The organism is Foliimonas ilicis, from assembly GCF_039939195.1.
In the GTDB taxonomy this organism is placed as follows: domain Bacteria; phylum Pseudomonadota; class Alphaproteobacteria; order Rhizobiales; family Rhizobiaceae; genus Foliimonas; species Foliimonas ilicis.
The window spans coordinates 407,246-431,999 of sequence record NZ_JBDUUH010000003.1 but is presented as its reverse complement, the minus strand read 5'-3'; the positions used below and the strand labels follow the sequence as shown (position 1 = coordinate 431,999).

Annotated in this window: 24 protein-coding genes and 1 pseudogene; 15 read left to right on the top strand and 10 right to left on the bottom strand. The window is 58.2% G+C overall.

All coding sequences use genetic code 11. The annotated features are described in order from the left end of the window. Nucleotides 1-79 precede the first annotated feature (79 nt). Genes coxB through ABFT80_RS10105 form a run of 3 tightly spaced genes read left to right on the top strand, consistent with a single transcriptional unit; the run spans nt 80 to nt 3,619 of the window. Nucleotides 80-736: a cytochrome c oxidase subunit II gene (gene coxB / locus ABFT80_RS10115; RefSeq protein WP_347971770.1), complete on the top strand. Its 657-nt coding sequence runs from the start codon at nt 80-82 to the stop codon at nt 734-736. Next, entirely contained in the window at nt 729-3,257 is a 2,529-nt protein-coding gene (gene ctaD / locus ABFT80_RS10110; protein WP_347971769.1) for a cytochrome c oxidase subunit I, read from the top strand. Before coxB ends, ctaD begins: the two co-directional genes overlap by 8 nt. Continuing rightward, a complete protein-coding gene (locus ABFT80_RS10105) occupies nt 3,254-3,619 on the top strand; it encodes a hypothetical protein (protein WP_347971768.1) in 366 nt (121 codons plus the stop codon). Before ctaD ends, ABFT80_RS10105 begins: the two co-directional genes overlap by 4 nt. Nucleotides 3,620-3,621: 2 nt before the next feature. Here the strand turns inward: ABFT80_RS10105 and ABFT80_RS10100 are convergent, their stop codons facing one another. Further along, nucleotides 3,622-4,383, bottom strand: coding sequence for an SDR family NAD(P)-dependent oxidoreductase (locus tag ABFT80_RS10100; RefSeq protein WP_347971767.1), 762 nt, complete (start codon nt 4,381-4,383; stop codon nt 3,622-3,624). A gap of 57 nt (nt 4,384-4,440) precedes the next feature. Beyond that, complete coding sequence (locus tag ABFT80_RS10095; RefSeq protein ID WP_347971766.1) at nt 4,441-5,349, bottom strand: LysR family transcriptional regulator; 909 nt, start codon at nt 5,347-5,349, stop codon at nt 4,441-4,443. A 274-nt stretch (nt 5,350-5,623) separates the two neighbouring features. Here ABFT80_RS10095 and ABFT80_RS10090 point away from each other — a divergent pair, with 274 nt between their 5' ends. The 7 genes and pseudogenes from ABFT80_RS10090 to ABFT80_RS10060 all read left to right on the top strand — a co-directional run. Next, on the top strand, nt 5,624-6,832 hold the full coding sequence (locus ABFT80_RS10090) for an ABC transporter substrate-binding protein (RefSeq protein ID WP_347971765.1): 1,209 nt from the start codon (nt 5,624-5,626) through the stop codon (nt 6,830-6,832). A gap of 29 nt (nt 6,833-6,861) precedes the next feature. Further along, on the top strand, nt 6,862-7,638 hold the full coding sequence (locus ABFT80_RS10085; RefSeq protein ID WP_347971837.1) for an ABC transporter ATP-binding protein: 777 nt from the start codon (nt 6,862-6,864) through the stop codon (nt 7,636-7,638). Then, nucleotides 7,631-8,341, top strand: a complete 711-nt coding sequence (locus ABFT80_RS10080; RefSeq protein WP_347971764.1) for an ABC transporter ATP-binding protein — start codon at nt 7,631-7,633, stop codon at nt 8,339-8,341. Before ABFT80_RS10085 ends, ABFT80_RS10080 begins: the two co-directional genes overlap by 8 nt. Before the next feature lie 3 nt (nt 8,342-8,344). Further along, complete coding sequence (locus tag ABFT80_RS10075) at nt 8,345-9,232, top strand: branched-chain amino acid ABC transporter permease (RefSeq protein WP_347971763.1); 888 nt, start codon at nt 8,345-8,347, stop codon at nt 9,230-9,232. Nucleotide 9,233: 1 nt separating this feature from the next. Continuing rightward, the gene (locus tag ABFT80_RS10070; protein WP_347971762.1) at nt 9,234-10,217 is read left to right on the top strand and encodes a branched-chain amino acid ABC transporter permease; all 984 of its coding nucleotides are present in this window, start codon (nt 9,234-9,236) and stop codon (nt 10,215-10,217) included. A 7-nt stretch (nt 10,218-10,224) separates the two neighbouring features. Continuing rightward, nucleotides 10,225-11,820 (top strand): GMC family oxidoreductase, encoded by a 1,596-nt coding sequence (locus ABFT80_RS10065; protein ID WP_347971761.1) that lies wholly within the window; start codon nt 10,225-10,227, stop codon nt 11,818-11,820. Between the two features lie 276 nt (nt 11,821-12,096). Beyond that, nucleotides 12,097-12,717: pseudogene (locus tag ABFT80_RS10060) on the top strand (IS30 family transposase); the annotation flags it as partial. 59 nt (nt 12,718-12,776) lie between these two features. On the opposite strand, the gene ABFT80_RS10055 reads toward ABFT80_RS10060, so the two are convergent. Both ABFT80_RS10055 and ABFT80_RS10050 read right to left on the bottom strand, forming a co-directional pair. Further along, nucleotides 12,777-13,169: a GFA family protein gene (locus ABFT80_RS10055; protein ID WP_347971759.1), complete on the bottom strand. Its 393-nt coding sequence runs from the start codon at nt 13,167-13,169 to the stop codon at nt 12,777-12,779. Nucleotides 13,170-13,171: 2 nt separating this feature from the next. Then, nucleotides 13,172-13,474 carry a ribbon-helix-helix domain-containing protein gene (locus ABFT80_RS10050; protein ID WP_347971758.1) on the bottom strand — a complete coding sequence of 101 codons (303 nt, stop codon included), beginning with the start codon at nt 13,472-13,474 and terminating at the stop codon, nt 13,172-13,174. 194 nt (nt 13,475-13,668) lie between these two features. Between ABFT80_RS10050 and ABFT80_RS10045 the strand changes: the two genes are divergently transcribed. From ABFT80_RS10045 to ABFT80_RS10030, 4 genes are all read left to right on the top strand, one after another. Further along, nucleotides 13,669-14,064 carry a VOC family protein gene (locus ABFT80_RS10045; protein WP_347971757.1) on the top strand — a complete coding sequence of 132 codons (396 nt, stop codon included), beginning with the start codon at nt 13,669-13,671 and terminating at the stop codon, nt 14,062-14,064. Nucleotides 14,065-14,139: 75 nt separating this feature from the next. Next, the gene (locus ABFT80_RS10040) at nt 14,140-14,670 is read left to right on the top strand and encodes a gluconate 2-dehydrogenase subunit 3 family protein (RefSeq protein WP_347971756.1); all 531 of its coding nucleotides are present in this window, start codon (nt 14,140-14,142) and stop codon (nt 14,668-14,670) included. Between the two features lie 72 nt (nt 14,671-14,742). After that, nucleotides 14,743-16,314 (top strand): GMC family oxidoreductase, encoded by a 1,572-nt coding sequence (locus tag ABFT80_RS10035; protein ID WP_347971755.1) that lies wholly within the window; start codon nt 14,743-14,745, stop codon nt 16,312-16,314. Nucleotides 16,315-16,394: 80 nt separating this feature from the next. Then, nucleotides 16,395-16,760: a c-type cytochrome gene (locus tag ABFT80_RS10030; protein ID WP_347971754.1), complete on the top strand. Its 366-nt coding sequence runs from the start codon at nt 16,395-16,397 to the stop codon at nt 16,758-16,760. Nucleotides 16,761-16,805: 45 nt separating this feature from the next. Here the strand turns inward: ABFT80_RS10030 and mgrA are convergent, their stop codons facing one another. After that, a complete protein-coding gene (gene mgrA / locus ABFT80_RS10025) occupies nt 16,806-17,849 on the bottom strand; it encodes an L-glyceraldehyde 3-phosphate reductase (protein WP_347971753.1) in 1,044 nt (347 codons plus the stop codon). A 120-nt stretch (nt 17,850-17,969) separates the two neighbouring features. Here mgrA and ABFT80_RS10020 point away from each other — a divergent pair, with 120 nt between their 5' ends. Further along, nucleotides 17,970-18,893: a 2-hydroxyacid dehydrogenase gene (locus ABFT80_RS10020; RefSeq protein ID WP_347971752.1), complete on the top strand. Its 924-nt coding sequence runs from the start codon at nt 17,970-17,972 to the stop codon at nt 18,891-18,893. 44 nt (nt 18,894-18,937) lie between these two features. Here ABFT80_RS10020 and ABFT80_RS10015 read toward each other — a convergent pair whose 3' ends face one another. From ABFT80_RS10015 to ABFT80_RS09995, 5 genes are read right to left on the bottom strand one after another with little or no spacing between them, the layout of a single operon-like run. Further along, entirely contained in the window at nt 18,938-20,182 is a 1,245-nt protein-coding gene (locus ABFT80_RS10015) for a Gfo/Idh/MocA family protein (RefSeq protein ID WP_347971751.1), read from the bottom strand. 21 nt (nt 20,183-20,203) lie between these two features. Further along, on the bottom strand, nt 20,204-21,223 hold the full coding sequence (locus tag ABFT80_RS10010; protein WP_347971750.1) for a LacI family DNA-binding transcriptional regulator: 1,020 nt from the start codon (nt 21,221-21,223) through the stop codon (nt 20,204-20,206). Beyond that, nucleotides 21,220-22,176 carry an ABC transporter permease gene (locus ABFT80_RS10005; RefSeq protein WP_347971836.1) on the bottom strand — a complete coding sequence of 319 codons (957 nt, stop codon included), beginning with the start codon at nt 22,174-22,176 and terminating at the stop codon, nt 21,220-21,222. The genes ABFT80_RS10010 and ABFT80_RS10005 overlap by 4 nt, the downstream gene beginning before the upstream one ends. A gap of 29 nt (nt 22,177-22,205) precedes the next feature. After that, the gene (locus tag ABFT80_RS10000) at nt 22,206-23,195 is read right to left on the bottom strand and encodes an ABC transporter permease (RefSeq protein WP_347971749.1); all 990 of its coding nucleotides are present in this window, start codon (nt 23,193-23,195) and stop codon (nt 22,206-22,208) included. After that, a complete protein-coding gene (locus tag ABFT80_RS09995; protein ID WP_347971748.1) occupies nt 23,195-24,703 on the bottom strand; it encodes a sugar ABC transporter ATP-binding protein in 1,509 nt (502 codons plus the stop codon). Before ABFT80_RS09995 ends, ABFT80_RS10000 begins: the two co-directional genes overlap by 1 nt. Between the last annotated feature and the right edge of the window lie 51 nt (nt 24,704-24,754).

Genomic DNA, 24,754 nt, shown 5'->3' with positions numbered 1-24,754 from the left:
CCCGTGCAAGATAGTGCCATGCGCGGGCAAGAGAACAGCCCTTTCGATTAAACTCGCATCATTCTCCTCGCTGGCATTTTTGTCGGCATGCAGCGGCGATCTCTCAGCGCTCGATCCGGCAGGGCCTTCAGCGCAATCGATAGCAACGCTCTGGTGGGTCATGCTGTGGGGCGCGATGGCGATCTTTGTGCCTGTGTTGGGTCTGATCCTGCTGGCGGTTTTCAGGCCGGGTTTTGCCAGCAGCATTCCTGCCAAAAACTGGATTCTCTGGGGTGGGCTGGTCATGCCGACGGTGGTGCTGACCGCACTCGTCACCTTCGCGCTGTTTCAGGGGGAACGGCTGCTGGCAAAGCCGCTGGCGACGGCACCACTGAAAGTGACGGTGGATGCGCGGCAATGGGCGTGGGATTTCTCTTACCCCGATGCGGACTTAAACGGTGTCACGAAGGTCCTCCACATACCCGCAGGCCAGCCGGTCGATATTCTGGTGACCAGCAGCGATGTGATCCACAGTTTCTGGGTTCCAAGGCTCGGCGGCAAGATCGACGCCATACCCGGCCACACCAACACGATCCGTCTGCAGGCGGACAGGCCCGGAACATATCATGGCATTTGTGCGGAGTTTTGCGGTACGGGCCACAGCAATATGCCCTTCACCGTAATCGCGCATGAGCCGGAAAATTACGACGCCGCACTTCGGCAATCGATAGAGACGGAGGGCGCGAACGGTGGCTAAAAAGCCCGGCAAAAAGACGTCGCCGATACGTCTGCACAAGGCGCTGACGGAAATATGGGAAACGCCTGCCGGGTGGGGCCGGTTGTCAGCCGTCAACCACACGGTGCTCGGCAAGCGCTTTATTGTCGCCGCCTTCGTGTTTTTTGCCATTGGCGGTCTGCTGGCAATGCTGATCCGCGTACAGCTTGCGACGCCGAATAGCGCATTTGTCGGCCCTGCCATCTACAACCAGATTTTCACCATGCATGGCACGGTGATGATGTTCCTGTTCGCGATCCCGATGTTCGAGGGCTTTGCAATTTATCTGCTGCCGAAGCTGCTCGGCGCGCGCGATCTGGCCTTTCCGCGCCTCAGCGCCTACGGGTTCTGGTGCTATGTTTTCGGCGGCGGCATATTGATCGTGGCGCTGCTGCTCGGTGTCGCGCCAGACAGCGGCTGGTTCATGTACACGCCGCTTTCGTCGAGCACGTATACGCCCGGCATCAACGCCGATATATGGTTGCTCGGCATCACATTTGTCGAGATCTCCGCGATCTCTGCTGCGGTGGAGATCTCAGTTTCCATTCTGAAATTGCGCGCGCCGGGGATGTCGCTCGACAAGATGCCGATCCTTGCCTGGTATCTGCTGGTCACCGCTTTCATGATGCTTTTGGGCTTTCCGCCGATGATACTGGCATCGGTCCTTCTCGAACTCGAACGCGCCTTCGATCTGCCGTTTTTCGACCCGACGCGGGGCGGGGATGCCCTGCTCTGGCAGCATCTTTTCTGGCTGTTCGGGCACCCGGAAGTCTACATCATCTTTCTGCCTGCGGCGGGCATGATCTCGACCATGCTGCCGGTGTTCGCGCGGCACGAGCTCGTCGGCTATCGCGCGATCATCGTCGCGGTCATCGCGGTCGGGTTCCTGTCGTTCGGGCTGTGGGTGCACCACATGTTCACGGTGGGGATACCGCATCTGGCACTGGCGTTCTTTTCGGCGGCGAGCGCACTGGTTGCCATACCGACCGGCGTGCAAATCTTCGCGTGGTTGGCGACGCTGGCGCAGGGGCGGCCGAAATTCGACGTGCCGATGCTCTATATTCTGGGCTTCTTCGCTGTCTTCATCTGCGGGGGACTGACCGGCGTGATGCTGGCGATGGTGCCGTTCGACTGGCAGGCGCATGACACGCATTTCGTCGTCGCGCATCTTCATTACGTGCTGGTAGGAGGCTTCGTGTTTCCGATGCTGGCTGCGGCCTATTACTGGCTTCCGCACATCACCGGTCGCGTGCCAAACCACGGGCTTTCGGGACCAGCCTTCTGGCTGATTTTCGTTGGCTTCAACATGTCTTTCTTCATGATGCATCTCACGGGGCTTCTCGGCATGCCGAGACGTGTTTCGACCTATCCGGTAGAGGCCAATTGGGAATGGCTAAACCTTCTCTCGTCGGTTGGCAGTTTTGTCATGGCGATCGGTTTTGCCGTTTTCGTAATGGATGTGGTGCTGCATTTCCGGTTCGGCAGCCATTTCCAGCGCAACCCGTGGAAAGCTGGCACGCTCGAATGGGCGATGCCGACGCCGCCGCCAGCCTATGCTTTTGCTTCTCTGCCCGACGTCGACAAGCGTGCCGACAGGTTGAAGCCCGCGCAGATCGGACCCGCATTGGCGCGCGGCGATGGCTATCTCGGCTTCACACGTAATGGCTGGATGGAAACGCTCGGCGTCGACATGGTGACCGGCAAGATCGAGCAGATTGTGGTTCTGCCGAACTCGACCTATCTGCCGCTCTGGACTGGACTGGCGACCGGCGCATTTGTACTGGCGCTGCTGTTCAAATTCTACATCTGGTCGCTGATACCGCTGGCCGTGGTTCTCGTGCTTTGCCTTGCATGGACGCGCACGACCGGCGCGCTGCAGGATATGGATGAGATACCTGCGGGCAAAGGGCAGCTTGCACCGCCGCATTGGGAAACGGCTCGACCGCCATCATGGTGGGCGATGACCTTTACGCTGACCGCCAACGCCACGCTTTATGCGAGCCTGCTGTTCGGCGCGCTGTTCCTCTGGCTGGTCGCGCCGAACTGGCCACCGCCAGCACTGATCTCGACCGGGCTGATCCTGCCGGCACTCGCCGTTCTCGCCTTCGCCATTGCCGGGCTGGCCGGGAGGCAAGCGCTCAGTACGTTGCTTGTAGGTAAAATTCCGGATTTGTGGCTCGTTCTATGCGCGGCAGCACACGCGGCGGCTCTGGGTATTTCGGTGGTTTTGATCGTCATCGCAGTGCCGGACCCGACCGAACATGCCTATGCGGCGACGGCTTTCGTGGTGCTCGCCTATGGCGCGCTTCATGCCGCACTTGGCATCGTCTTTGCGCTTTATGGAGTGTGGCGCAGTCGGGCCGGATATTTGTCGGCGCGCCGCGCGCTCGATCTGCGCATCGGAAAGCTCTGGCATGATTATACTGCTGTTGCAGGCATGGTCGGCATCGGCATGATTTTGCTTATGCCGATGCTTGTCGCCATGCAGGGAGGGGCGGGATGAGCGCAGCCGCAATCCGCCCTCGAAGCGTACTTCTGACCGTCTGGGGATTTGTGATCTGGGCGGTCGCTTTCGTCGCTCTCTACAGCGTGCTTTCCATCGGCTGCCGTTTCGGCTGGGAGGCCGTCACTGTCATGCCGGGCGTCACGCTTCAGCGCGCGGTGCTCATTCTGCTCTTCGCGCTCAGCCTATTGGCAAATCTGATTTTCGCCATCGGCGCGAGACGGCTTGCGCAGACGACGCCAAGCAACAGCCCGACCACAAAACGGTTTCTGCACTCCGTGGCGTTCTGGTCAGCAATTGCCGCGCTTGCCGCAACGTCGCTGACTTTCCTGCCGGTGTTTGCGCTGTCTGCCTGTATCTAAGATTATTTCGGCGCCATGCGGATTGCGCCGTCCAGCCGGATCGTTTCGCCGTTCAGCATCTGGTTGCCGATGATGTGCAGCGCAAGGCTGGCATATTCGTCCGGCTTGCCGAGGCGGGGCGGGAAGGGCACCATCTGGCCAAGGCTTTGCTGCGCGGCTTCCGGCAGGCCTTTCAGCATCGGCGTCTCGAATATGCCGGGCGCGATCGTGCAGACACGTATGCCGAATTGTGCGAATTCGCGCGCCGCGGGCAAGGTGAGGCCCAACACGCCCGCCTTCGAGGCTGCATAGGCCGTCTGCCCGATCTGGCCTTCGAAACCGGCAACCGATGCCGTGTTGATGATGACACCTCGCTCGCCGCCTTCCAGCGGGTCGAGTTTTGACGCCGCATCTGCGAACAAGCGCAGGAAATTGAATGTGCCGATAAGGTTGATTTCGACGGCGCGGCGAAAGTCGTCGAGCGGCATGACACCGTCGCGTCCAAGCACTTTCTTGGCCGGAGCAACACCCGCACAATTCAAAAGAATGCGTGCCGCGCCGAGGTCTTTCGTAGCCTGCGCAACGACTGCTTCCGCGCCCTTGGCATCGGTTACATCGCAAGCGTAGGCGGCTCCGCCGATTTCGGACGCGACCTTTTTGGCTCCCTCAAGATTGAAATCGATAAGCGCGACTTTCGCGCCGGCCTTGGCCAATGCCCGCGCGGTCGCTTCGCCGAGACCCGAAGCTCCTCCCGTGATAAAAGCGGTCTGTCCGTCGATTTTCATGCAATTTCCTCTTAGAATTTCCGCGAAAGTGGCATGTCTTTCACCCGAGACGCAATCTCACAGAATCGGGCTACCCAGAAATTCGGCTGAGTTCTTATGTGTTTCGCTTTTGATGAACTCGCTGAGCACACGCACACGCGGCGTGTTGGCGACGTCGTTGTGACAGCTCAGCCAATAGTCGCGTGTCAGGTGCATTTCCTTGGCAAGCAGAGGTACAAGTTCGGGGTGCGGGCTGGCGATGAAATAGGGCAGGACACACAGGCCATAGCCGGAAAGCGTGGCGCTCAATTGCGCATGAATGCTGGAGCTTTGATAAGCGGGGCGCAGGCCGGGAAGAATCTCACTCATGTAATCGAGACCGGGCGTGAACACCATGTCCTCGATATAGCCAATGAAGGGGTGGTTCGAGAGATCCTTGCGATTGCGGATCGATGCATGCCGGGCGAGATAGCTGCGCGCACCGTAGATGAACAGCCGATAGGGCGTGATTTTCTCATAGGTGTAGGCGCCGGTTTTCGGCGGGTTCAGGCTGATCGACATATCAGCCTCGCGCCGCGACAGCGAGACGATCTGCTGGATGGTTACGACCTCCACCGACAGGCCAGGATAGGCCTGCGCCATGACAGGTAATCTTTCGCCCAGAAAGAAATTGCCGAAACCCTCCAGCGTGCTGAGGCGCACAACGCCGGACAGCGATGCCGTGCCGCCAGACGCGCCAGTCTGGAATCGGACTGCTTCACTCTCCATGGTTTCGGCAGATGCGATAAGCCGTTCGCCAAGCGGTGTGAGGATGTAGCCGCGCGGATTACGCTCGAAGAGCTTTGCCGCAAGCGTATGTTCGAGCCGATCGATGCGGCGCGATACGGTGACGTGGTTGGTTCGCAGACGTCGCGCCGCCGATGAAAGCTGGCCGGTTCTGGCGACTTCAAGAAAATAGCGGAGGTCGTCCCATGTGAATTGCCGCATCTGTTTTCACTCAGCTTGCCACTAAAGGCGTGAGACTAAAGTTTGATGTACAAAATTGTACAGATCATGTTCAAAAATTCTTGTTCTTGTACGCATTTGTCAATGCTAGGTTTTTCGAAATCGTGATCGCCGGGCAGAGGAAACCGGAATAAGATCAGATGAGGGAGGACTGCGGCGCGCCTAACATGGCGGGCCGACTTCAATTGTATTGCTTAATCGGGACGCTTGGCGGGTCATTCCGGCATTGGCGTTCATCATTCGGGAGGAAAACGGAATGAAGTTGGTTTCACTCATATCGGCGGCGCTGCTTGCAAGTACCGCAATTGCTGCGCACGCACAGGAAATTTCCGACGACAAGGTCAAGATCGGAATTCTGAACGATCAATCCGGCGTCTATGCTGATTTCGGCGGTAAATGGTCGTTCGAAGCGGCTAAAATGGCTGCTGAGGATTTTGGCGGCAAGGTGCTCGACAAGCCCATCGAAATCGTCACCGCCGACCACCAGAACAAGCCGGACGTTGCATCCAATATTGCGCGCCAGTGGTACGATACCGAACAGGTCGATGCGATCATGGAACTGACGACATCGTCGGTTGCGCTCGCCGTTCAGGGCCTCTCCAAGGAAAAGAAGAAGATCACGATCTCAACCGGTCCGGCAACGGCCGAACTGACGGGCAAGCAATGCTCGCCATATGGGTTCCATTGGGCTTATGACACACATGCTCTTGCTGTCGGCACCGGCGGTGCGCTGGTCGAGCAGGGCGGTGATACCTGGTACTTCCTGACCGCCGATTATGCGTTTGGCTATTCGCTGGAAGAGCAGACGAGCAAGTTCGTCGAATCGAAGGGCGGCAAGGTTCTTGGTTCCGTTCGACATCCTCTTGCGACGACCGATTATTCCTCGTTCCTGCTGCAGGCGCAGTCTTCGGGTGCCAAGGTCATCGGTCTTGCCAATGCTGGTCTCGATACGTCGAACGCCATCAAGCAGGCCGCAGAATTCGGCATCGTCGCGGGCGGACAGCGCCTCGCGGCGCTTCTGTTTACGCTGGCAGAAATCCATGGTCTTGGACTTGAAGCGGCACAGGGCCTGACGCTGACCGAAGGCTTCTATTGGGATCGTGACGATGAATCGCGCGCATTCGGCAAGAAGTATTTCGAGCGCACCGGCCGCATGCCGAACATGATCCATGCAGGCACATATTCCGCCGTTACACAGTACCTGAAGGCAATTCAGGAAGCTGGCACAGATGAGAGCGAAGCCGTCTCCAAGAAGCTGCACGAAATGCCCGTCGAAGACGTATTCGCACGCGGCGGCAAGGTGCTGGAAAATGGCCGCATGGTCTATGACATGTACCTGATGGAAGTGAAGAAGCCGGACGAAAGCAAGGAGCCTTGGGATTACTACAAGGTGCTGGCGACCATCCCGGGCGATCAGGCCTATCTGAAGGCCGAGGAAAGCGGCTGCGAGCTGGTCGGCAAATAATGACAGCTTTGCAACTCGACGGTTCGAGCATGGTCGAGCAACCTACTCATGCAGGCCAGCAGGCGGTTCTTTCCGCCCGCGGGCTCTGCAAGAATTTTGCCGGTTTCAATGCGGTTAAGAACGTCGATCTCGACGTGCACCACGCAAAGGTGCACGCCTTGATCGGGCCTAACGGGGCTGGAAAGACGACTGTTTTCAACCTTTTGACCAAGTTCCTTCAACCGACCAGCGGCACGATCACGCTGCTTGGCGAAGACATTACCAAAACGCCTCCGGCTAAGGTCGCGCGTCTTGGGCTTGTTCGCTCCTTCCAGATTTCCGCGATCTTCCCGCATCTGACAGTGCTGGAAAATGTGCGGGTTGCGCTGCAGCGTCCGAGCGGGCTGGCAGTCCAGTTCTGGCGGCCGATGAGCGCGTTGAATAGTTTGAACGGTAAAGCACTCGAACTGATCGAGAAGGTCGGTTTGCAGGATGCCAGAAACCGGCAGGCCGCTGATCTGTCATACGGGCGCAAACGCGCGCTCGAAATAGCCACGACGCTGGCGCTCGATCCCAAAGTGCTGCTGCTCGACGAGCCGATGGCAGGCATGGGGCAGGAGGATGTCGGCACCGTTGCGCGACTCATCAGCAGTGTCGCGAAGGAACGCGCCGTGCTGATGGTCGAACACAATCTCAACGTCGTGTCGGATATTTGCGACTGGGTCACCGTGCTTCAGCGTGGCGAGATACTTGCAGCCGGCGACTACAAGACCGTCAGCCAGGACGAACGCGTCCGCACGGCCTATATGGGAACCGAGCATGACTGAGCAAAAATCCCTGCTCGAGGTCCGCGACCTCAACGCCTGGTATGGCGAAAGCCATTCGCTGCATGGCGTCAATCTCGACATCAAAAAAGGCCAGACCGTAACGCTTATCGGACGCAACGGCGTTGGTAAGACGACAACCTTGCGCGCTATTATGGGCATCATTCGCAAGCGTACCGGCACGATCGTTTTCGATGGCCGTGACATGATCAAGGTGCCGCTGCATCGCACGGCGCATACGGGCATCGGTTTCGTGCCGGAAGAGCGCGGGATTTTCGCGACGCTCACCGTGGATGAAAACCTGCTTCTGCCGCCGGTCGTTGCAAAGGGCGGCATGACGATCGAGGAAATCTTCGATCTGTTCCCGAATTTGAAGGAACGCCGCAACAGCCCCGGAACCAAGCTTTCCGGCGGCGAACAGCAGATGCTGTCCATTGCGCGCATCTTGCGCACTGGCGTCAAGCTTCTGCTGCTTGATGAACCAACAGAGGGTCTTGCGCCCGTCATCGTGCAGCGCATCGGTGAAGTGCTGGTCGAACTGAAACGACGCGGCATCACGGTGCTTCTGGTCGAACAGAATTTCCGCTTTGCGGCGAAGGTGGCTGACCGCTTCTTCGTCATGGAACATGGGCGCGTTTCGCAGGATTTCGACGTCGAGGAATTGCCGCAGCGCATGGACGCGCTCAACGAGGCGTTGGGAGTTTAAGCCATGACAATGATCTTCGGAATTCCGATCCAGGCGTTTCTCGGGCAATTGCTGGTAGGGCTGATCAATGGCTCGTTCTACGCGCTGCTGAGCCTTGGGCTGGCAATTATCTTCGGCCTTCTGCGCGTCATCAATTTCGCCCATGGCGCACAATATATGCTCGGCGCTTTCGCTGGCTATCTTCTACTCGCGCAGCTCGGCATTGGTTACTGGCCAGCGCTCATCCTTGCACCGCTGATTATCGGTCTAACCGGTGCGGTAATCGAAAGGGTGGCTTTGTCCCGGCTCTACAATCTCGATCCGCTTTATGGTCTGCTTTTCACATTCGGACTGGCGCTCGTGATCGAAGGCACCTTCCGCTATTATTATGGCGCTGCAGGCCAGCCTTATGCGGTACCGCCATCGCTGTCAGGCGGGCATAATCTGGGCTTCATGTTCCTTCCGAATTATCGGGCATGGGTCGTCGTTCTCTCGTTGGTCGTCTGTCTCGGAACATGGCTTCTCATCGAAAAGACGCGGCTCGGTGCCTATCTTCGCGCCGCAACCGAAAACCCGACGCTCGTTCGTGCCTTCGGCATCAATGTGCCACTGCTTTTGACCTTTACTTACGGGTTGGGTGCGGCACTTGCCGGGCTTGCGGGCATACTTGCAGCACCAATCTATCAGGTCAGTCCGCTGATGGGATCGAACATTATCATCGTCGTTTTTGCGGTGGTCGTGGTCGGTGGCATGGGCTCCATTCTCGGTGCGATTGTCACCGGCTATATGCTCGGCCTCGCCGAGGGTTTGACCAAGGTGTTTTATCCCGAAGCGTCCAATATTGTGATCTTCGTCATCATGGCGCTCGTGCTTCTCATCCGGCCCGCCGGGCTGTTCGGAAAGGAGGCTTGAGATGGCCGACACCACGCTCACGCCAACCGCCAAGACCGGCAATGCCGCAACAATCCGCGCCGCACTTGTCGTAATTTGTATCACGGCGCTTGTTGCCGCGCCCTTCTTCTTCTACCCGATTTTCATCATGAAGGTTTTGTGCTTTGCGCTGTTCGCCTGCGCCTTCAACCTTCTGCTTGGCTATACCGGTCTGCTCTCCTTCGGCCATGCCGCATTCTTTGGCGGGGCTGCCTATTTCACGGCGCATGCTGTGAAAGAATGGGGGCTTACGCCGGAACTCGGCATTTTGGTCGGTGTCATAGGGGCTGCACTTCTCGGGCTGGTCATCGGCTTCTTCGCGATCCGCCGCCAGGGCATTTATTTTGCGATGATCACGCTGGCACTCTCGCAGATGTTCTACTTCTTCTGCCTGCAAGCATCGTTTACCAAAGGCGAGGACGGTATTCAGGGCGTGCCGCGCGGCCATCTGTTCGGGATAATCGACCTGAATGTTGCGACCAACATGTACTATCTCGTGCTCGCGGTCTTCCTGATCGGCGTATTCGCCATATGGCGCATCATTAACTCGCCTTTCGGCATGATCCTGAAATCCGTGCGCGAAAATGAGAACCGCGCAATCTCGCTGGGCTATTCGGTGAATGCCTACAAGCTTGCCGCCTTTGTCATGTCCGCAGCCATCACCGGGCTGGCGGGTGCTACGAAAGCGCTGGTGTTCCAGTTCGCGACCCTGACCGATGTTGCATGGCAGATGTCGGGCGAGGTCATTCTCATGACGCTGCTGGGCGGCATCGGCACGCTGATCGGCCCGATAGTTGGAGCGGGGCTGGTGGTTACACTGCAAAACTATCTCGCAACATCGGACTTCCCGGTCACTGTCATTACCGGATTGACCTTCATGTTGTGCGTGCTGGTTTTCCGTCGCGGCATCATCGGTGAGCTTTACGCTTCACGGTTCGGCAAGAAGCTTTTCGGCAATCCTGAATAAGAAGATCATGTCAGACATCTACGACTACATTATCGTCGGGGCGGGCACGGCCGGCTGCGCGCTCGCCAATCGCCTTTCGGCAGATCCGAACGTTTCGGTTCTTCTGCTGGAGGCAGGCGGCAAAGACAATTACGCCTGGATTCACATCCCCGTCGGCTATCTCTACTGCATCGGCAATCCACGCGCCGACTGGTGTTTTACAACGGAGAAAGAAGACGGCCTGAATGGCCGCTCGCTGGGGTATCCGCGCGGCAAGGTGCTAGGCGGCTGCTCATCGATCAACGGCATGATCTATATGCGCGGGCAGGCGAGGGACTACGACCTCTGGCGGCAGGCAGGCTGCACCGGCTGGAGTTGGGACGATGTCCTGCCCTATTTCAAAAAGTCAGAAGATTATTATGCCGGCGCAGATGAGATGCATGGCGCCGGCGGCGAATGGCGCGTCGAGAGGGCGCGCCTGCATTGGGACATTCTGGACGCTTTCCGCGACGCGGCGGAGGCCGCAGGCGTTCCGCCTATCGAAGATTTCAACCGTGGTGACAATGAAGGCTCATCTTACTTCAAGGTGAACCAGAAACGCGGCATTCGCTGGAATACTGCCAAGGCGTTTTTGAAACCCGCCAAAGGACGCGCGAACTTGCGCGTCGAGACGGGTGCGCATGTGCGCCGTGTCGATCTGGAAGGGCTGAAAGCCACCGGCGTGACCTTCGATCAATTGGGCGCGACACGCAGCATCAAGGCGCGGCGCGAGGTCATTCTGGCAGCAGGTGCCGTCGGTTCACCGCATGTGCTCGAGCTTTCGGGCATCGGGCGCGGCGACGTGTTGCAGCAGGCAGGAATTCCCGTGCGGCTGGAGCGCAATCAGGTCGGCGAAAATCTACAGGACCATTTGCAGCTTCGCTGCGCCTACAAGGTCAGTGGCATCAGGACGCTGAACGAGCAGGCCAACCGGCTTGTCGGCAAGGCCGCGATCGCGCTTGAATATCTGCTGAAGCAATCCGGCCCGATGTCGATGGCGCCGAGTCAGCTTGGCGTGTTCACCAAATCGGACCCGTCATTCGAGACGGCAAACCTGCAATATCACGTCCAGCCGCTCAGCCTCGAAAAGTTCGGCGAGAATGTTCATCCGTTCCCGGCCTTCACTGCCAGCGTCTGTAATCTGCGCCCGGACAGCCGAGGATCGATCCATGCCAAAAGCGCCGATCATCGCGCACAACCGGCGATCCGCCCGAACTATCTCTCGACCGAAAGCGACCGCCGTGTTGCCGCTGACTCCATTCGCCTTACGCGTAACATCGTGAGCCAGGAGCCTCTGAAGAAATATCGGCCGGAGGAGTTCAAGCCGGGGTGCAGCTATCAGTCGCAGGCGGAACTGGAACAGGCCGCGGGCGATATCGGAACGACGATATTTCACCCCGTCGGTACATGCCGGATGGGCACCGACCCGGATGCCGTGGTCGACCCGCAATTGAGGATCAACGGGATCGCAGGGCTGCGTGTGGCTGATGCGTCGATCATGCCAAACATCACATCCGGCAACACCAATTCACCGACCTTGATGATCGCGGAAAAAGCAGCCGACATGATCTTGCGCGCTGGCTGATCAGCTGCGCAAGACGGTTTCCAGCACGGCGATGGCGCATTTTTGTTCTTCAGCCGTGATATCCGCATAAAGCTGTTTTTTTGACCCAGCAATGGTTCAAAAGCAAATTACGTTATTTAGATCGTAAGTTCCATAATGTTTCTTATGTGACTTTTGTATCCGACTGGGGCAGATTCCATTTTCAAATGCAACGAAGACAATAATGGCCATGATTTCAGGAGGATGGAAATGGCCCGCTCTTTTGTGCAGTTGAGTTTGGACGAACGCCGCGTCGTTGATCAGCAACTGGCCCGGCATCTGCCTGAACGACGACGGAGACGGCGTCCGAGATATGCGCGCAAGCCCAGAAGTCTCGTCTTTCCAATAGAATGCGCCATTCGAAACAGGCCTGAAGCGGTCAACTCGCGCAGTGAATTCGGCCACTGGGAGGCGGATCTGATGATCTTCAGGAAAGAGCACGGCTCCGCCAACATTGCCACCGTTGTCGAGCGCAAGAGCCGATACACCGTTCTTTTCCGCAACAACGACAGGCGCTCGAAGCCGATCATGAGCCAGTTGATCCGTCATCTGGCACCCCTTCCCGTGCAAGCCCGGCAAAGCCTGACATTCGATCGGGGACTGGAGTTCGTCTCATGGTGTGAGTTGGAGAATGGTATGGGAACGGCAACCTGGTTCTGTGACCCGCAAGCGCCATGGCAGAAAGGCACGGTCGAGAACACCAACAAGCGCGTCCGGCGTTACCTGCCACCGGAGACAGTCGTACTGGGTGTGACCAATCAGGAGATCCGTACCCTGTGTGACCGGCTCAACGACACGCCGCGCAAGTGCCTTGGGTTCCAGACGCCAAAGGAGATGTTCAGCCAGCACCTATTGGCTATGGAAAGGCAAAACATGTAGATTTTCGGCCAGCGTTGCATTCAAGCTGGAACCAGCAGGCCAGTTAGAGATGCGACCACCTACTCCTCGGAACGCCCCGAAGCCTCACGATCCCTATCGTATCGCTTTTTAAGCGGAAACGCTGGCAACCAGTTCTCGCGGCGGATGGTCCAGCTTTCATAGGTAGGCATCAGTTGGTCAGGCTCATCCAGCGATCCCAAATGCACTTCGATTTCGTCTTCCGTGCGAGCGAAAACGGATGAGCCGCAATTGGGACAGAAAAAACGTCCTGCGTAGTCACGTGTTTTTCCGGTTATTGCCACAACGTCTTGAGGAAAAACGGCGGCAGCGTAAAAAAGAGCTCCGTGATGTTTTCGGCAGTCAAGACAGTGGCAAATGCCGACCCGGTAAGGTTGCCCAGACGCTACAAGCCGGACTTTGCCGCACAGGCAGCCGCCGGTGAAACGGTCCATATTTAGGCCGCCGTCTTGATGTGAAGCCCTTCCTTGCGCACCGAAGCGTCGCTCATGAGGTAGATCAGGCAACTCGTGCGAAGCAGCGACGCGAAGTTCGAAACGCTGCCGTTGATTTCAAGCGCTTCGTCATAAAGCGTGGAAAGGAAGCGCGATGTCGACATGCCCTGCCCGGCTGCGATCTCGTCTATCAATATCCAGAATGCCGCTTCCAATTGGATGCTTGTCGAATGGCCGGCTATTCTTACGGAACGGTTGACGGATTTGTAGCGCTCGGGGTCCTGTCCGGCAAAAACCTCACACATAAGTCTTCTCCCTGCTTCGCGAGATTGTGCGCCTGCGCACCGGCACGGTCAACTCAAAAGCCATCAGCCCTGCCCTCGCGCCTGAACGTCGTCCCAAGGCAAAAATTATCCTTGCGGTAGCCGGTTGCTACCCGTGCTTTCCAAACTGGGCGCATTCTTTGGAAATATTGATGCAAATCGAGACGAGGTCCTAATTGGCGAAAGCAATACATTCAATGATCCGCGTTCTGGATGAACAGCGGTCCCTCGATTTTTACCGGCAAGCATTCGGCCTCGAAATTGCCGACCGGCTCGACTTTGAAAAATTCACCCTGATTTATCTCAGCAATTCCGAAAGCTCGTTCGAGTTGGAGCTGACCGTCAACAAGGACAGGGTCGAGCCCTATCAGCTTGGCGACGGCTATGGGCATATGGCCGTTTCGGTGGATGATCTTGACGCCGAGCATAAGCGGCTCACGGCCGCCGGGCTGAATGTTCGAAACATCGTCGATTTCAAAAACGAGGGCAAAGATGTCGCTCGTTTCTTCTTCATCGCAGATCCGGACGGTTACCAGATCGAAGTTCTGCAAAGGAGGGGCCGCTACCTTTAGACGATTTCTCGGCCTCTGGGAGGAGAGCCAGCCAAAGCACCTCTTGAAGGTGAATAGCAAGCAAGGGAGGAAACTGTGGTTACAATCTATGAGAAAGATCGAGGCATTTCCCGCCGCGAGCTTCTGAAGCGCAGCAGTATCGGCGCATTGCTCGTCGTCAGCGGCAGCGCATTGCTCAGCCCCAAAGATGCCTGGGGCCTGGAAGTCACCAGCCTTAAACCCGAGACGATGGCAACGCTGATTGCGCTTGCCCGCGATATCTATCCGCATGATCAGCTTGCAGACCGGTTTTACGCCATCGCGGTCAAAGGCCATGATGCAAAGGCAGCAAGCGATGCCGCCCACAAGGAGCTGATCGAAAACGGCGTGGCCGATCTCGACAAGCGCGCGGGTGGCGATGGCTATCGCAAACTCGGATGGGAAGACGACCGCGTCGCAATTTTGCGCGACATCGAAAGCACCCCCTTCTTTCAGGCTGTGAGAAGTGATCTCGTCGTCAGCCTCTACAACCAGAAAGAGCTCTGGCCGATCTTTGGATATGAAGGCGAATCCTACTCCAAGGGCGGATACATCGCGCGCGGTTTTGATGACATCGAGTGGCTTTAGGCGACGCTTTTTCGGCCAGTTCCGGGAAAAGCGGCTCGCTATTTTTAATTTTGCTATTCGAGGGAGGAAAGAATGGCAGCTCCATATGATCTCAACGACGATTCAGTCGTCGTAATCGTAGGCTCCGGTGCAGGCGGTGGAACGCTTGCAAACGAACTTGCGCAGAAAGGTGTCGATGTCGTCGTGCTGGAGGCAGGCGCGCGACACGAATACGAAGATTTCATCAATGACGAGTGGGACAGCTTCTCCCAATTGGCGTGGTTGGATCACCGCACGACAGGTGGCGGCTGGCGCGTAGCCAAAGACTTCCCCAATTTGCCGGCATGGATCGTCAAATCGGTCGGCGGCACGACCACGCACTGGGCCGGAGCGTCTTTGCGCCTGCAAGACCATGAATTCAAGGCACTTACCCATTACGGCAAGGTCGAAGGGGCCAATCTGCTCGACTGGCCAATTACGCTTGCCGAGCTTGAGCCGTACTACGCCAAGGCCGAAGACAAGATGGGCGTGACCCGCACCAACGGTATCGAGGGTCTGCCCGGAAACAACAACTTCAAGATCCTGAAGGCCGGAGCCGACAAGCTTGGCTACAAGGAATGCCACACCGGCAATATGGCGATCAATTCCGCCGACCGTGACGACCGCATGGCTTGCCAGCAGACCGGGTTTTGCTTTCAGGGCTGCAAATGGGGTGCGAAATGGTCGACGCTCTACACTGAAATCCCGAAAGGCGAAGCCACCGGCAAGTTGGAGGTTCGGCCCAATTCTCACGTCGTGAAGATCGAGCACGATCAGTCGGGCAAAGTCACCAGCGTGGTCTATGCCGACAAGGAAGGAAAACTGCACGAGCAGAAGGCACGTATCGTCGCTGTCGCCGGAAACTCCATCGAAAGTCCCCGCCTCCTGCTGAACTCGCATTCGTCCAAATTCCCGGATGGGCTGGCGAATTCCTCTGGTCAGGTCGGCAAAAACTACATGCGTCACACGACCGGTTCGGTCTATGGCGTGTTCGAAAAGCCGGTTCATTTTTATCGCGGCACAACGATGGCCGGGATCATCCGTGACGAGGCGCGGCACGATACGTCGCGCGGTTTTGTTGGCGGCTATGAGCTGGAAACGCTGGCGCTCGGCCTGCCCTTCATGGCAGCGTTCCTCGATCCGGGCGGCTGGGGTCGACCCTTCACCTCAGCTCTCGATCAGTATGATCACATGGCCGGAATGTGGATCGTCGGCGAAGACATGCCGCAGGAGCAAAATGCCGTGAAGCTTCATGCGGAGTTGAAGGACAGTTACGGGATGCCCATCCCGGATGTGTGGTTCACCGATCATCCCAACGACGATGCGATGCGCAATCACGCCTATGCGCAGGGTCAGGCGCTTTATGCTGCGGTCGGCGCGACACGTTCGTTTCCAACGCCGCCCTACCCTTCGACACACAATCTCGGCACAAACCGAATGAGCGAAAATGCAGCGGATGGCGTCGTGAACAAGTGGGGCCAGACCCACGACATCAAGAACCTGTTCGTGTCGGACGGAAGTCAGTTCACGACAGGCGGTGCGGAGAACCCGACGCTGACGATCGTTTCACTCGCGATACGTCAGGCGGAGCACATGGCTTCAGAGATGGCAGCGGGTACGATCTGAAATCGCAATGCTCTTCCATCGGCCTGCTGGCTGGTGGAAGAGCGCTTTCAAAACTCCGATCAAAATGGAGAACCGCGTCCATGCGGAGAATTTTATTGGCCGCTTGCGTGGTTATGGCGTTCAGCACAGGAGTTGTGGCGCAGGATGGCGCTACGATTTTCAAGAAATGCAGTGCCTGTCATTCGCTCGACGCACCCGTCAACAAGGTCGGTCCGCATCTTGTCAGGATCATCGGTAGAAAGGCCGGCAGTCTCGAAGACTATAAATACTCAGCGGCGATGAAAGCTGCCGGAGAAGCGGGCCTCGTATGGGACGAGGCAACGCTTTCCGACTATCTGCTCGCACCGAAAGCGCGGGTGCCCGGCACGAAGATGGCCTTTTCCGGCCTCAAATCGAAAGAGGATATTGCGAGCCTCATCGAGTATCTACGCGATGCCGGAAAATAGGCCGGCGCGGAACGCTCTGTTGCAATTCCGCGCCCGATCAGTGCTTCAAACCGCTTCGTCGGTCGATGGCTTTTCCCAGAGGTTCACGCCGCCTTCGACGGCATAGCGGTCGATTTCAGTTAGTTCTTCCGGGCTGAATGAAAGGTTCTTCAGCGCAGCCACATTTTCCTCAACCTGCGCGGCAGAGCTTGCACCGATAAGTGCCGAGGTCACACGCTCGTCGCGCAGAACCCAGGCAAGGGCCATTTGCGCGAGGCTCTGGCCACGGCGCTTCGCGATCTCGTTCAATGAACGCGCGCGTTCGATGTTTTCAGCACTCAGATGCTCCATGTGGAGTGCGCCACCGCCCGGCTTGTTGATGCGCGCATCCTGCGGAATTCCATTCAGATATTTGCCGGTCAGCAGACCCTGCGCCAGCGGCGTAAAGGCAATGACGCCTGCGCCGACTTCGTCGGAAGCTGCCAGCAGATCGGATTCCACCCAGCGATTGAACAGATTGTACGATGGCTGGTTGATGAGCAGTGGCACGTTGCGGTCTGCCAGAAGCTTCGCCATTTCCCGCGTCTTACCGCCCGAATAGGAAGAAATACCGATGTAAAGCGCCTTGCCCTGCTGTACCGCGCTCGCCAGCGCGCTTGCGGTCTCTTCAAGCGGCGTATGCGCGTCGAAACGATGCGAATAGAAGATGTCGACATATTCGACGCCAAGGCGCTTCAGGCTCTGGTCGAGGCTGGCCAGCAGCATCTTGCGTGAGCCACCGCCCTGCCCGTATGGCCCCGGCCACATATCCCAACCGGCCTTGGAGGAGATGATCAACTCATCGCGATACGCGGAAAAATCCTGAGCGAGAATTCGCCCGAAATTGGATTCGGCGCTACCTGCGGGCGGTCCGTAATTATTGGCGAGATCGAAATGGGTGATGCCGACATCGAACGCCTTGAACAGAACCTCGCGCTGGCGCTCCAGCGGGGTCGTGTCGCCGAAATTATGCCATAGCCCGAGCGAAATAGGCGGCAGCATCAGCCCGCTTCGGCCAACGCGACGAAAGCTGGCATTGTCATAACGATCATTGGCTGCTTGATAGGTCATGCGCTCTCACTTAAAAATTTCTGGGTCAACATTCTTTATAAAGCCGATATGGGTGGATGGCGACAGCTTACCCATGGCCGCGGAATATTGGCACATGAAACGCATTCGGAAAGGCCCCGCATGAAAAAGACCAAAGTTCTCCAGATCACCGACCTTCCGGAGCAGACCACCAAAGCACTGACCGACAAATTCGACGTAGTACGTCTTCCAAAAAGCGCCGCCGAGCTTGACCAATTGATCGACAGCCAGGGCGAAGCAATCGAAGCCATTGCCGGCATGGGCAGTGGCAAGGTGGATGCAGAACTGCTCTCGCGCCTGCCGAATTTGAAGATGATCTCGACCTATACGGCTGGTCAGGAGGGGATCGATGTCGCGGCTGCCGAGGCCAAGGGAATTGCGGTCGCCAATACCTCGCATATTCTGGCGCAGGAAGTTGCCGACACGACGCTCTGGCTGTTGCTGACGGTTGCCAAGAACGCCCTAAACGCTGACAAATATGTGCGCGAAGGAAAATGGCAGAGCGGAAATTTCCCTCTGGCGCGCTCGATTGCGTCGATGAAAATCGGCATTCTCGGACTTGGCCATATCGGTCAGGCAGTCGCGCAACGGCTCGACATTATGGGTGCCGAGACCGGCTATTTCGGACGGGGCCGCAAATCGCAATTTGATTACCGCTACTTCTCCGACCTCAAGGAAATGGCGACATGGTGCGACGTGCTCGTCGTTGCCTGCCCCGGCGGTGCCGAGACGTATCGCATCGTCAATGAGGAGGTCATCGCAGCCGTTGGACCTCAGGGCTACATCGTCAACATCGCGCGTGGAAGCGTGATCGACGAGGAAGCGATGGTCGAAGCGCTGAAATCAGGTGGATTGGGCGGCGCGGGCCTCGATGTGTTTGCCGACGAGCCGAACGTACCGCAAGCGCTTATCGACAGTGACCGCGTGGCTCTGCTTCCCCACATCGGAAGCGCCACGCTGGAAACACGCCGCCGCATGGGCGAAGCGATGATCACCGCGCTGGAAAAACATTTCGGCGCAAAATAATGGCAGGGAAAAGCCGATCCTGATTGCAGGATCGGCTTTTTTCTTCAGGCCCCGCGGCGTGCGACGACCGGAACATAGTTTTCAAGCTCCGGTGCCGGGAAACGAACAGTCTCGCCGGTTTCGGCCGAGAGATAGAGACCCATTAGAATTTCGACGACGGCCAGACCGTCATGGAATGTTTCGATCGGCGTTTCGCCCTTTCGGAAGCATTCGACCATGTGGCGGTTTTCGTCCGTATATCCATAGACACCCGCCTCGTCTTCGAGCACCGGCATCAGGCCCTGTTCGGCATTCTGCTTTTCGACAAGATCCTCGCCCTCGGCACCTGTGACAGCGCGCGACATAAACACTTTAAGACCGGTTCCTAGAGAATTGAACTCCATCGCATATTCAGGTCCGAGGAGTTCGAGCTGGATGCGAAGGCCGGCGCCCACATAGGCCCATGAGGTCGTCGCCTCGATCATCAGCTCGTTGCCTTCCTCGTCTTCCAACTGGACAGTGCCGCGCGCAAAATCTTCGGATGGGCGATTGCGATAATCGACATCTGCGCCGAAGCGGGCCTTGAGCTGGTCGGCATAGGCAGGCCGCGTCCACTTCAAATTCGCGACCGTGCCGTTGACTGACTTCACTTTAAGCGAATTGCGCGGCGCATCGGGAGCGGTCAGCAGATGGCGCGCAACCTCGACGCTGTGGCACATCATATCGGAAAGCACGCCACCACCCTGCTTGTCGCCCTGCCAGAACCATGGCTCATGCGGCCCGGAGTGCTCTTCCGCAGCGCGGGCCAGATAAGGCCTGCCGGTGGCGGACGCTGCGCGGCGCCAGATGATTTCCTTGCCGCGAATGACGGGCGTCGCAAAGACCTGATTTTCCAGATAGCCGTGGTTGAGCTTTGCATCTTCGGCGAGCCGCAGCATTTCACGCGCTTCGGAAACCGTACGCGCCAGCGGCTTTTCGCAAGCTACAGCGACCAGAGCGCTGCGCCCTGCCGTCACTTCGGCATGGATCGTGCGCATGATGTCGAGGCGCGTGTAGTTCGGCGAAACGACCCAGACAGCATCGATGTCGTCGGCCTGCAACAGCGACTCCAGACTGTCGTGGCTTTTGCAATTGCCCAGTTCCAGCTTGGAAACGAGTGCGGAAAAACGCTCCCGATTTTCCGGCTTGCGGCTGTAAACACCCGTAACCTCGACATTGCGAACGGCTATCATCGATTTCAGATGAAACTCGGCGATGAAGCCGCTGCCAATGAAGCCGATGCGCAGCTTTTCTTTCGGGAATCCCGTCATAGTATCCTCTCCTGTGAAATTTTATGAAGGCGCGCGCGCGGTCGTGCCGCGGATCGCCAACGTAGTCGGCATGATCAGCGGATGGTCGGGCGCGGCCTTGCCCGACATGATGCCGAGCAGCATGGTCATCGCCTCGCGACCGATATCGGCGCGCGGCTGACTGACCGTTGTAAGAGGCGGGAAAAACGCCTCGCTGAGATAAAGATCGTCGAAGCCGATGACGGAAACTTCCGTCGGCACTTCGCGCCCAAGACTGCGCAATTCGTGAATGACGCCGTAAGCCATTTCATCGTTGGCGACAAAAATCGCGGTCGGCGGTTCGGGCAGCGAAAACAGCATCCGGCAGGCGAGACGACCAGTGTTCAAAAGATAATCGCCGCGCTGCTCGAAACCGTCAGGGATAGACAGCCCGGATTCCCGCATTGCCACGCGATAGCCTTCGCGGCGATGAATGCTCATGACTTCCGGGACCGGGCCGGAGATATGCGCGATGCGGCGATGTCCGAGCCCGATCAGATGATCGACCGCCTTCCGCGCGGCTTCGATATTGTCGATCTGCACATGCGAGAAATGGGTGTTCTCGATGATCTCCAGCGCGACGACAACCGGCAGATCGTCCGGCAGTTCCTGCATGAAACCGGGCTTGCCCGGCAGCTTGCCGGTCATCAGGATCATGCCGTCTGCATGGCCATCGCGCAGCATATCGAAATACTCGCTTTCGCGATCCGAATTGCTTTCGGTGTTACCCATCAGGACAGAATAGCCCGCCTCGCGCGCAGCGGCTTCCACGCCTTTCATGACGTCGAGATAGAACGGGTTTCCAACGTCGCGCACGACCATGAGGATCGCCATGGATTTGCGGGTTCGCAGATTGCGGGCGCTCACATTCGGTCGATATTTCAGGTCGCGTGCCGCCTCGCGAATGCGCGAAAGCGTCGGCTCGGCGACAAGGCCGCTATCGCTCAGTGCGCGCGAAACCGTTGCCGCCGAAACACCAAGCCGCTCGGCAATATCCTTGATGCGCGGACGCTCGTTGTTCATGCCCGCATCGCCCGTCCGCGACCGTAGAACAGCATCAGGAGCAGCAGCGTCGCGCCGAACACCATCTGCCTGCCGGACTCGTCGATATTGACCGTCGTCAGGATGCTTTGCAGCACGATGAGTAGCACAGCACCCGCCATCGTGCCGGTATAGCCGCCCTTCCCGCCCGCAAGCGGCGTTCCGCCAAAGACGACCGCGATAATGGAAGGCAGCATGTATTGCTCGCCGACATTCGAGAATGACGAGCCCGAATAGCCGAGCAGGCAGATGCCGGCGATTGCCGCGAACACGCCCGACAGCATGAACAGCGCGATGCGCACCATCTTCACCGGAACGCCTGCCATGAACGCCGCCTGCTCGTTCGAGCCCACCGCATAGATGCGATAGCCAAATACCGTGCGGTTCAGGATAAATGCCATGACGAGGCCGATTGCGATCCAGAGCCAGATGATACCCGGCAGCCCAAGCAGCACAGGCTGCGTCACGAATTGGGAAAGAGCAGGAGCAGCCCTGCCCGATGGGATGCCCTGCCGGATCACCACCAGAAGGCCTTGCAGAACGCCCAACATGCCGAGCGTCATCACCAGCGGCGGAATGCGCAGAAGCGTGACGCCGAGCCCGTTGATCAAGCCGAACAATGCGCCCGTCGCAATGCAGGCGATGATGGCCGGAACGATGCCGCTGTCAGCGCCGCTCATCAGGTTTCCGGCGATGATTGCCGAAAGCGACACGACACCGCCGACCGAGAGATCAATGCCTTCGCGACCGCCGAGAATGACGAGATTCTGACCCGCCGCGACGATGCCTAGGAAGGCCGCCACGATCAAAAGCCGCAGGATTTGCTGCCCGGAGGCAAAGCCCGGCGACAGCGCCTCGCCCAGCATCAAAAGCAGCACGATCAGGATCAGCGCAATGACGAGCGGATGCTTCAGAAATGTCACGACGGGGCTCACCGTTCTAGCTTTCACCTGGCTTTCCATCGTCATCGCCGTGCCCCCCTGCCAACCAGAATTCCGGCCATGAGAGCCGCCAGAATTGCGATGCCCTGCACGAGGTTCTGCCATTCGGAAGGCGTGCCGACGAAATAGACCAGCGAGTTGATGAGGCCGATGATGAGCGCGCCGATCACCGAGCCGACGACAGTGCCGAAACCGCCAGACAAAGCGCTGCCGCCAAGCACTACGGCTGCGACGCTGAACAGTGTCATCTTGCCGCCGACCAGCGGGTCGCCGCTGGCGGTGTCGCCGGTGATGCAGAAGGCCGCGAGCGCTGCAAAGACACCGCAAAGCGCATAGCCGCGAATGCGGATCGCGGTCGTCGGCAAGCCGCTCTGGAATGCCGCCTGCGCATCATCGCCGACTGCCAGCAATTGCGTGGCCAACCTTGTGCGGGCAAGCACGTAAAGCACGATGGCGAACACGATCACGGCGTAAAATACGAACGGAATTTCAAGGATGCGCCCGCCATAAGTGCGCCAGAACGCGGCGGGTGCCGGAGTGCCAGCAACCGGCAGTACATAAAGCGCAAGGCCGGTAAAGAAGATGCCCGTCGCAAAGGTCGCAACGATCGGTTGAAGCCGCAGCCCCGCCACGACGAAACCGTTAACGACCCCGCAGGCCAGGCCGACCAGCAGGCCGACGCCGAGCGCGGCAACCACCGAAAGCCCGCTGCCGCCCCATTGCTCCATCAAGACGATGATAACGACATTGACCAGCGAGATGATCGCGCCAGCCGACAGATCGATGTCGCCCGCGAAGACCACATAGGTTTGCGCGACGGCCAGCATCATCAAGGCGAGATAGGTCTTGGTGAGGCCGGTAATGCCCACAAAGCTTATGCTTCGCGGCTGATAAATGCCGTTCAGCGCAAAAAGAACCACAAGAATGACAAGCGCTGGCAGGAACGGAAACCGCTCAAAGAGCTGCTTTACGCGCCCGGCCTTCTTCACAGGAGTTGCAACGGTAATCGACATTATGCGGCCTCATAGGCTGCTTGATAAAGATTGAACCGGGTTCGGTCCTCACCGGTCAACTCGCGCCGCAGCGAGCCGCCATTGAAGACCAGAATGCGGTCGGCATTGTTCAGAAGCTCGACGTCTTCCGAGGAGTACAGAACGATGCCCATGCCCTCCCCGGCAAGCTTGCGAATAAGCGCAAACAGATCTGCCTTCGCGGAAAGGTCGATGCCTTTTGTGGGGTCGTCGAGCAGCAGCACATCCGGCCGCTCGATCAACCAGCGCGCGATGACGACCTTCTGCTGATTGCCGCCAGACAGCGAATTGATCGGCGCGGAAAGCCCGGCGAATTTGGTGTTCATCGCCTTCAAGGCTTGCAGCACCTTGTCCTTCAGCTCGGAAGGACGCGCCAGCCACATGCCTTTGCGCAAGAAATGGATCGGCGTGACGTTCTCAAGGATCGGGCGGCCATTGACGATGCCGTCTCTGCCCCGGTCGCCCGAAACATAGGCGCAGCCCTTGCGGATCGCCTCGCGCGGATTTGTCGGGCGAAACGCCTTGCCGGAAAGCTCTATCTCGCCGGATGTCGGAGGTGCGGCACCGAAAATGGCGCGCAGCAGTGCGGATTGCCCCTGCCCGTGCAGTCCGCCGAGACCCACGATCTCGCCCTTTGCCACATTCAAATCGATGTTGTGGAAACCGCGCCCCGAAAGATTTCGCACGGAAAGTACGGCTTGCGCTCCCTCTTTCACGGAAACCTCCGCAGGCGGCGCGGATGGTGGCGCCAGCTCTTCTTGCGCGCCGACCATCATGCGGATGACGGCTGCCGGGTCTGTATCGACGATGCGCTCCGTGCCGACAGTTTCGCCGTCGCGAATGACCGTGACGCGGTCGCCGAGTGCGAAAATCTCGTCCATGCGATGCGAGATGAAAACGATGCTGCGACCCTGACTTTTCAGGTCGCGAAGAATTTCGAAGAAACGCTCCACCTGCGAGCGATCGAGCGCCGACGTCGGTTCATCGAAGATCAGAACAGGCGCTTCCGACGAAAGCGTCTTCATGATTTCGACAAGCTGCCTCTGGTCGGCGCGAAGCGTCTCGACCGTCGCATCGGCGGAGAAATCGTCGCCCGTTACGCCATCGAACAGCGCGATGTAGCGCGCGGCTTTCTCGCTTAACGCTTGCTCATCGACGAACAGGCCGTTCTTTGCGGGCAAATCTGAAAGGCAGATGTTTTCCGCGACGCTGCGATGTGCTGCGAGGCTGAGTTCCTGATAGAAAATACCGATGCCGAGTTGGCGCGCTGCCTGCGGACCGGAGATGGTCACGGGCTTGCCGTCGAGCAGGACTTCGCCGCCATCTGGCCGCACACTGCCCGCGACGATCTTGCAAAGCGTGCTCTTGCCCGACCCGTTGGAGCCGATCAGCACATGCACTTCGCCACTTTCGATTTCGAGGTCTCCGCGACGTAAAGCGAGCGTCGCGCCGTAAGCCTTGCTTACGCCGATCAGTTTCAGCTTGGGCATGACAGCCTCTCCGTGTCGGACGGTCTTAGGAGCGCGGCTTTAGCGCCGCAC

Excerpts from the sequence above, each read along its gene's own strand:
- ABFT80_RS09995 (WP_347971748.1), bottom strand. The coding sequence starts at position 24,703 with ATGCCCAAGCTGAAACTGATCGGCGTAAGCAAGGCTTACGGCGCGACG.
- ABFT80_RS10090 (WP_347971765.1), top strand. The coding sequence starts at position 5,624 with ATGAAGTTGGTTTCACTCATATCGGCGGCGCTGCTTGCAAGTACCGCA.
- ABFT80_RS10000 (WP_347971749.1), bottom strand. The coding sequence starts at position 23,195 with ATGTCGATTACCGTTGCAACTCCTGTGAAGAAGGCCGGGCGCGTAAAG.
- ABFT80_RS10105 (WP_347971768.1), top strand. The coding sequence starts at position 3,254 with ATGAGCGCAGCCGCAATCCGCCCTCGAAGCGTACTTCTGACCGTCTGG.
- ABFT80_RS10100 (WP_347971767.1), bottom strand. The coding sequence starts at position 4,383 with ATGAAAATCGACGGACAGACCGCTTTTATCACGGGAGGAGCTTCGGGT.
- ABFT80_RS10085 (WP_347971837.1), top strand. The coding sequence starts at position 6,862 with ATGGTCGAGCAACCTACTCATGCAGGCCAGCAGGCGGTTCTTTCCGCC.
- ABFT80_RS10070 (WP_347971762.1), top strand. The coding sequence starts at position 9,234 with ATGGCCGACACCACGCTCACGCCAACCGCCAAGACCGGCAATGCCGCA.
- ABFT80_RS10050 (WP_347971758.1), bottom strand. The coding sequence starts at position 13,474 with ATGTGTGAGGTTTTTGCCGGACAGGACCCCGAGCGCTACAAATCCGTC.
- ABFT80_RS10035 (WP_347971755.1), top strand. The coding sequence starts at position 14,743 with ATGGCAGCTCCATATGATCTCAACGACGATTCAGTCGTCGTAATCGTA.
- ABFT80_RS10010 (WP_347971750.1), bottom strand. The coding sequence starts at position 21,223 with ATGAACAACGAGCGTCCGCGCATCAAGGATATTGCCGAGCGGCTTGGT.
- ABFT80_RS10030 (WP_347971754.1), top strand. The coding sequence starts at position 16,395 with ATGCGGAGAATTTTATTGGCCGCTTGCGTGGTTATGGCGTTCAGCACA.
- ABFT80_RS10095 (WP_347971766.1), bottom strand. The coding sequence starts at position 5,349 with ATGCGGCAATTCACATGGGACGACCTCCGCTATTTTCTTGAAGTCGCC.
- ABFT80_RS10015 (WP_347971751.1), bottom strand. The coding sequence starts at position 20,182 with ATGACGGGATTCCCGAAAGAAAAGCTGCGCATCGGCTTCATTGGCAGC.
- ABFT80_RS10075 (WP_347971763.1), top strand. The coding sequence starts at position 8,345 with ATGACAATGATCTTCGGAATTCCGATCCAGGCGTTTCTCGGGCAATTG.
- ABFT80_RS10065 (WP_347971761.1), top strand. The coding sequence starts at position 10,225 with ATGTCAGACATCTACGACTACATTATCGTCGGGGCGGGCACGGCCGGC.
- ABFT80_RS10080 (WP_347971764.1), top strand. The coding sequence starts at position 7,631 with ATGACTGAGCAAAAATCCCTGCTCGAGGTCCGCGACCTCAACGCCTGG.
- mgrA (WP_347971753.1), bottom strand. The coding sequence starts at position 17,849 with ATGACCTATCAAGCAGCCAATGATCGTTATGACAATGCCAGCTTTCGT.
- ABFT80_RS10055 (WP_347971759.1), bottom strand. The coding sequence starts at position 13,169 with ATGGACCGTTTCACCGGCGGCTGCCTGTGCGGCAAAGTCCGGCTTGTA.
- ABFT80_RS10020 (WP_347971752.1), top strand. The coding sequence starts at position 17,970 with ATGAAAAAGACCAAAGTTCTCCAGATCACCGACCTTCCGGAGCAGACC.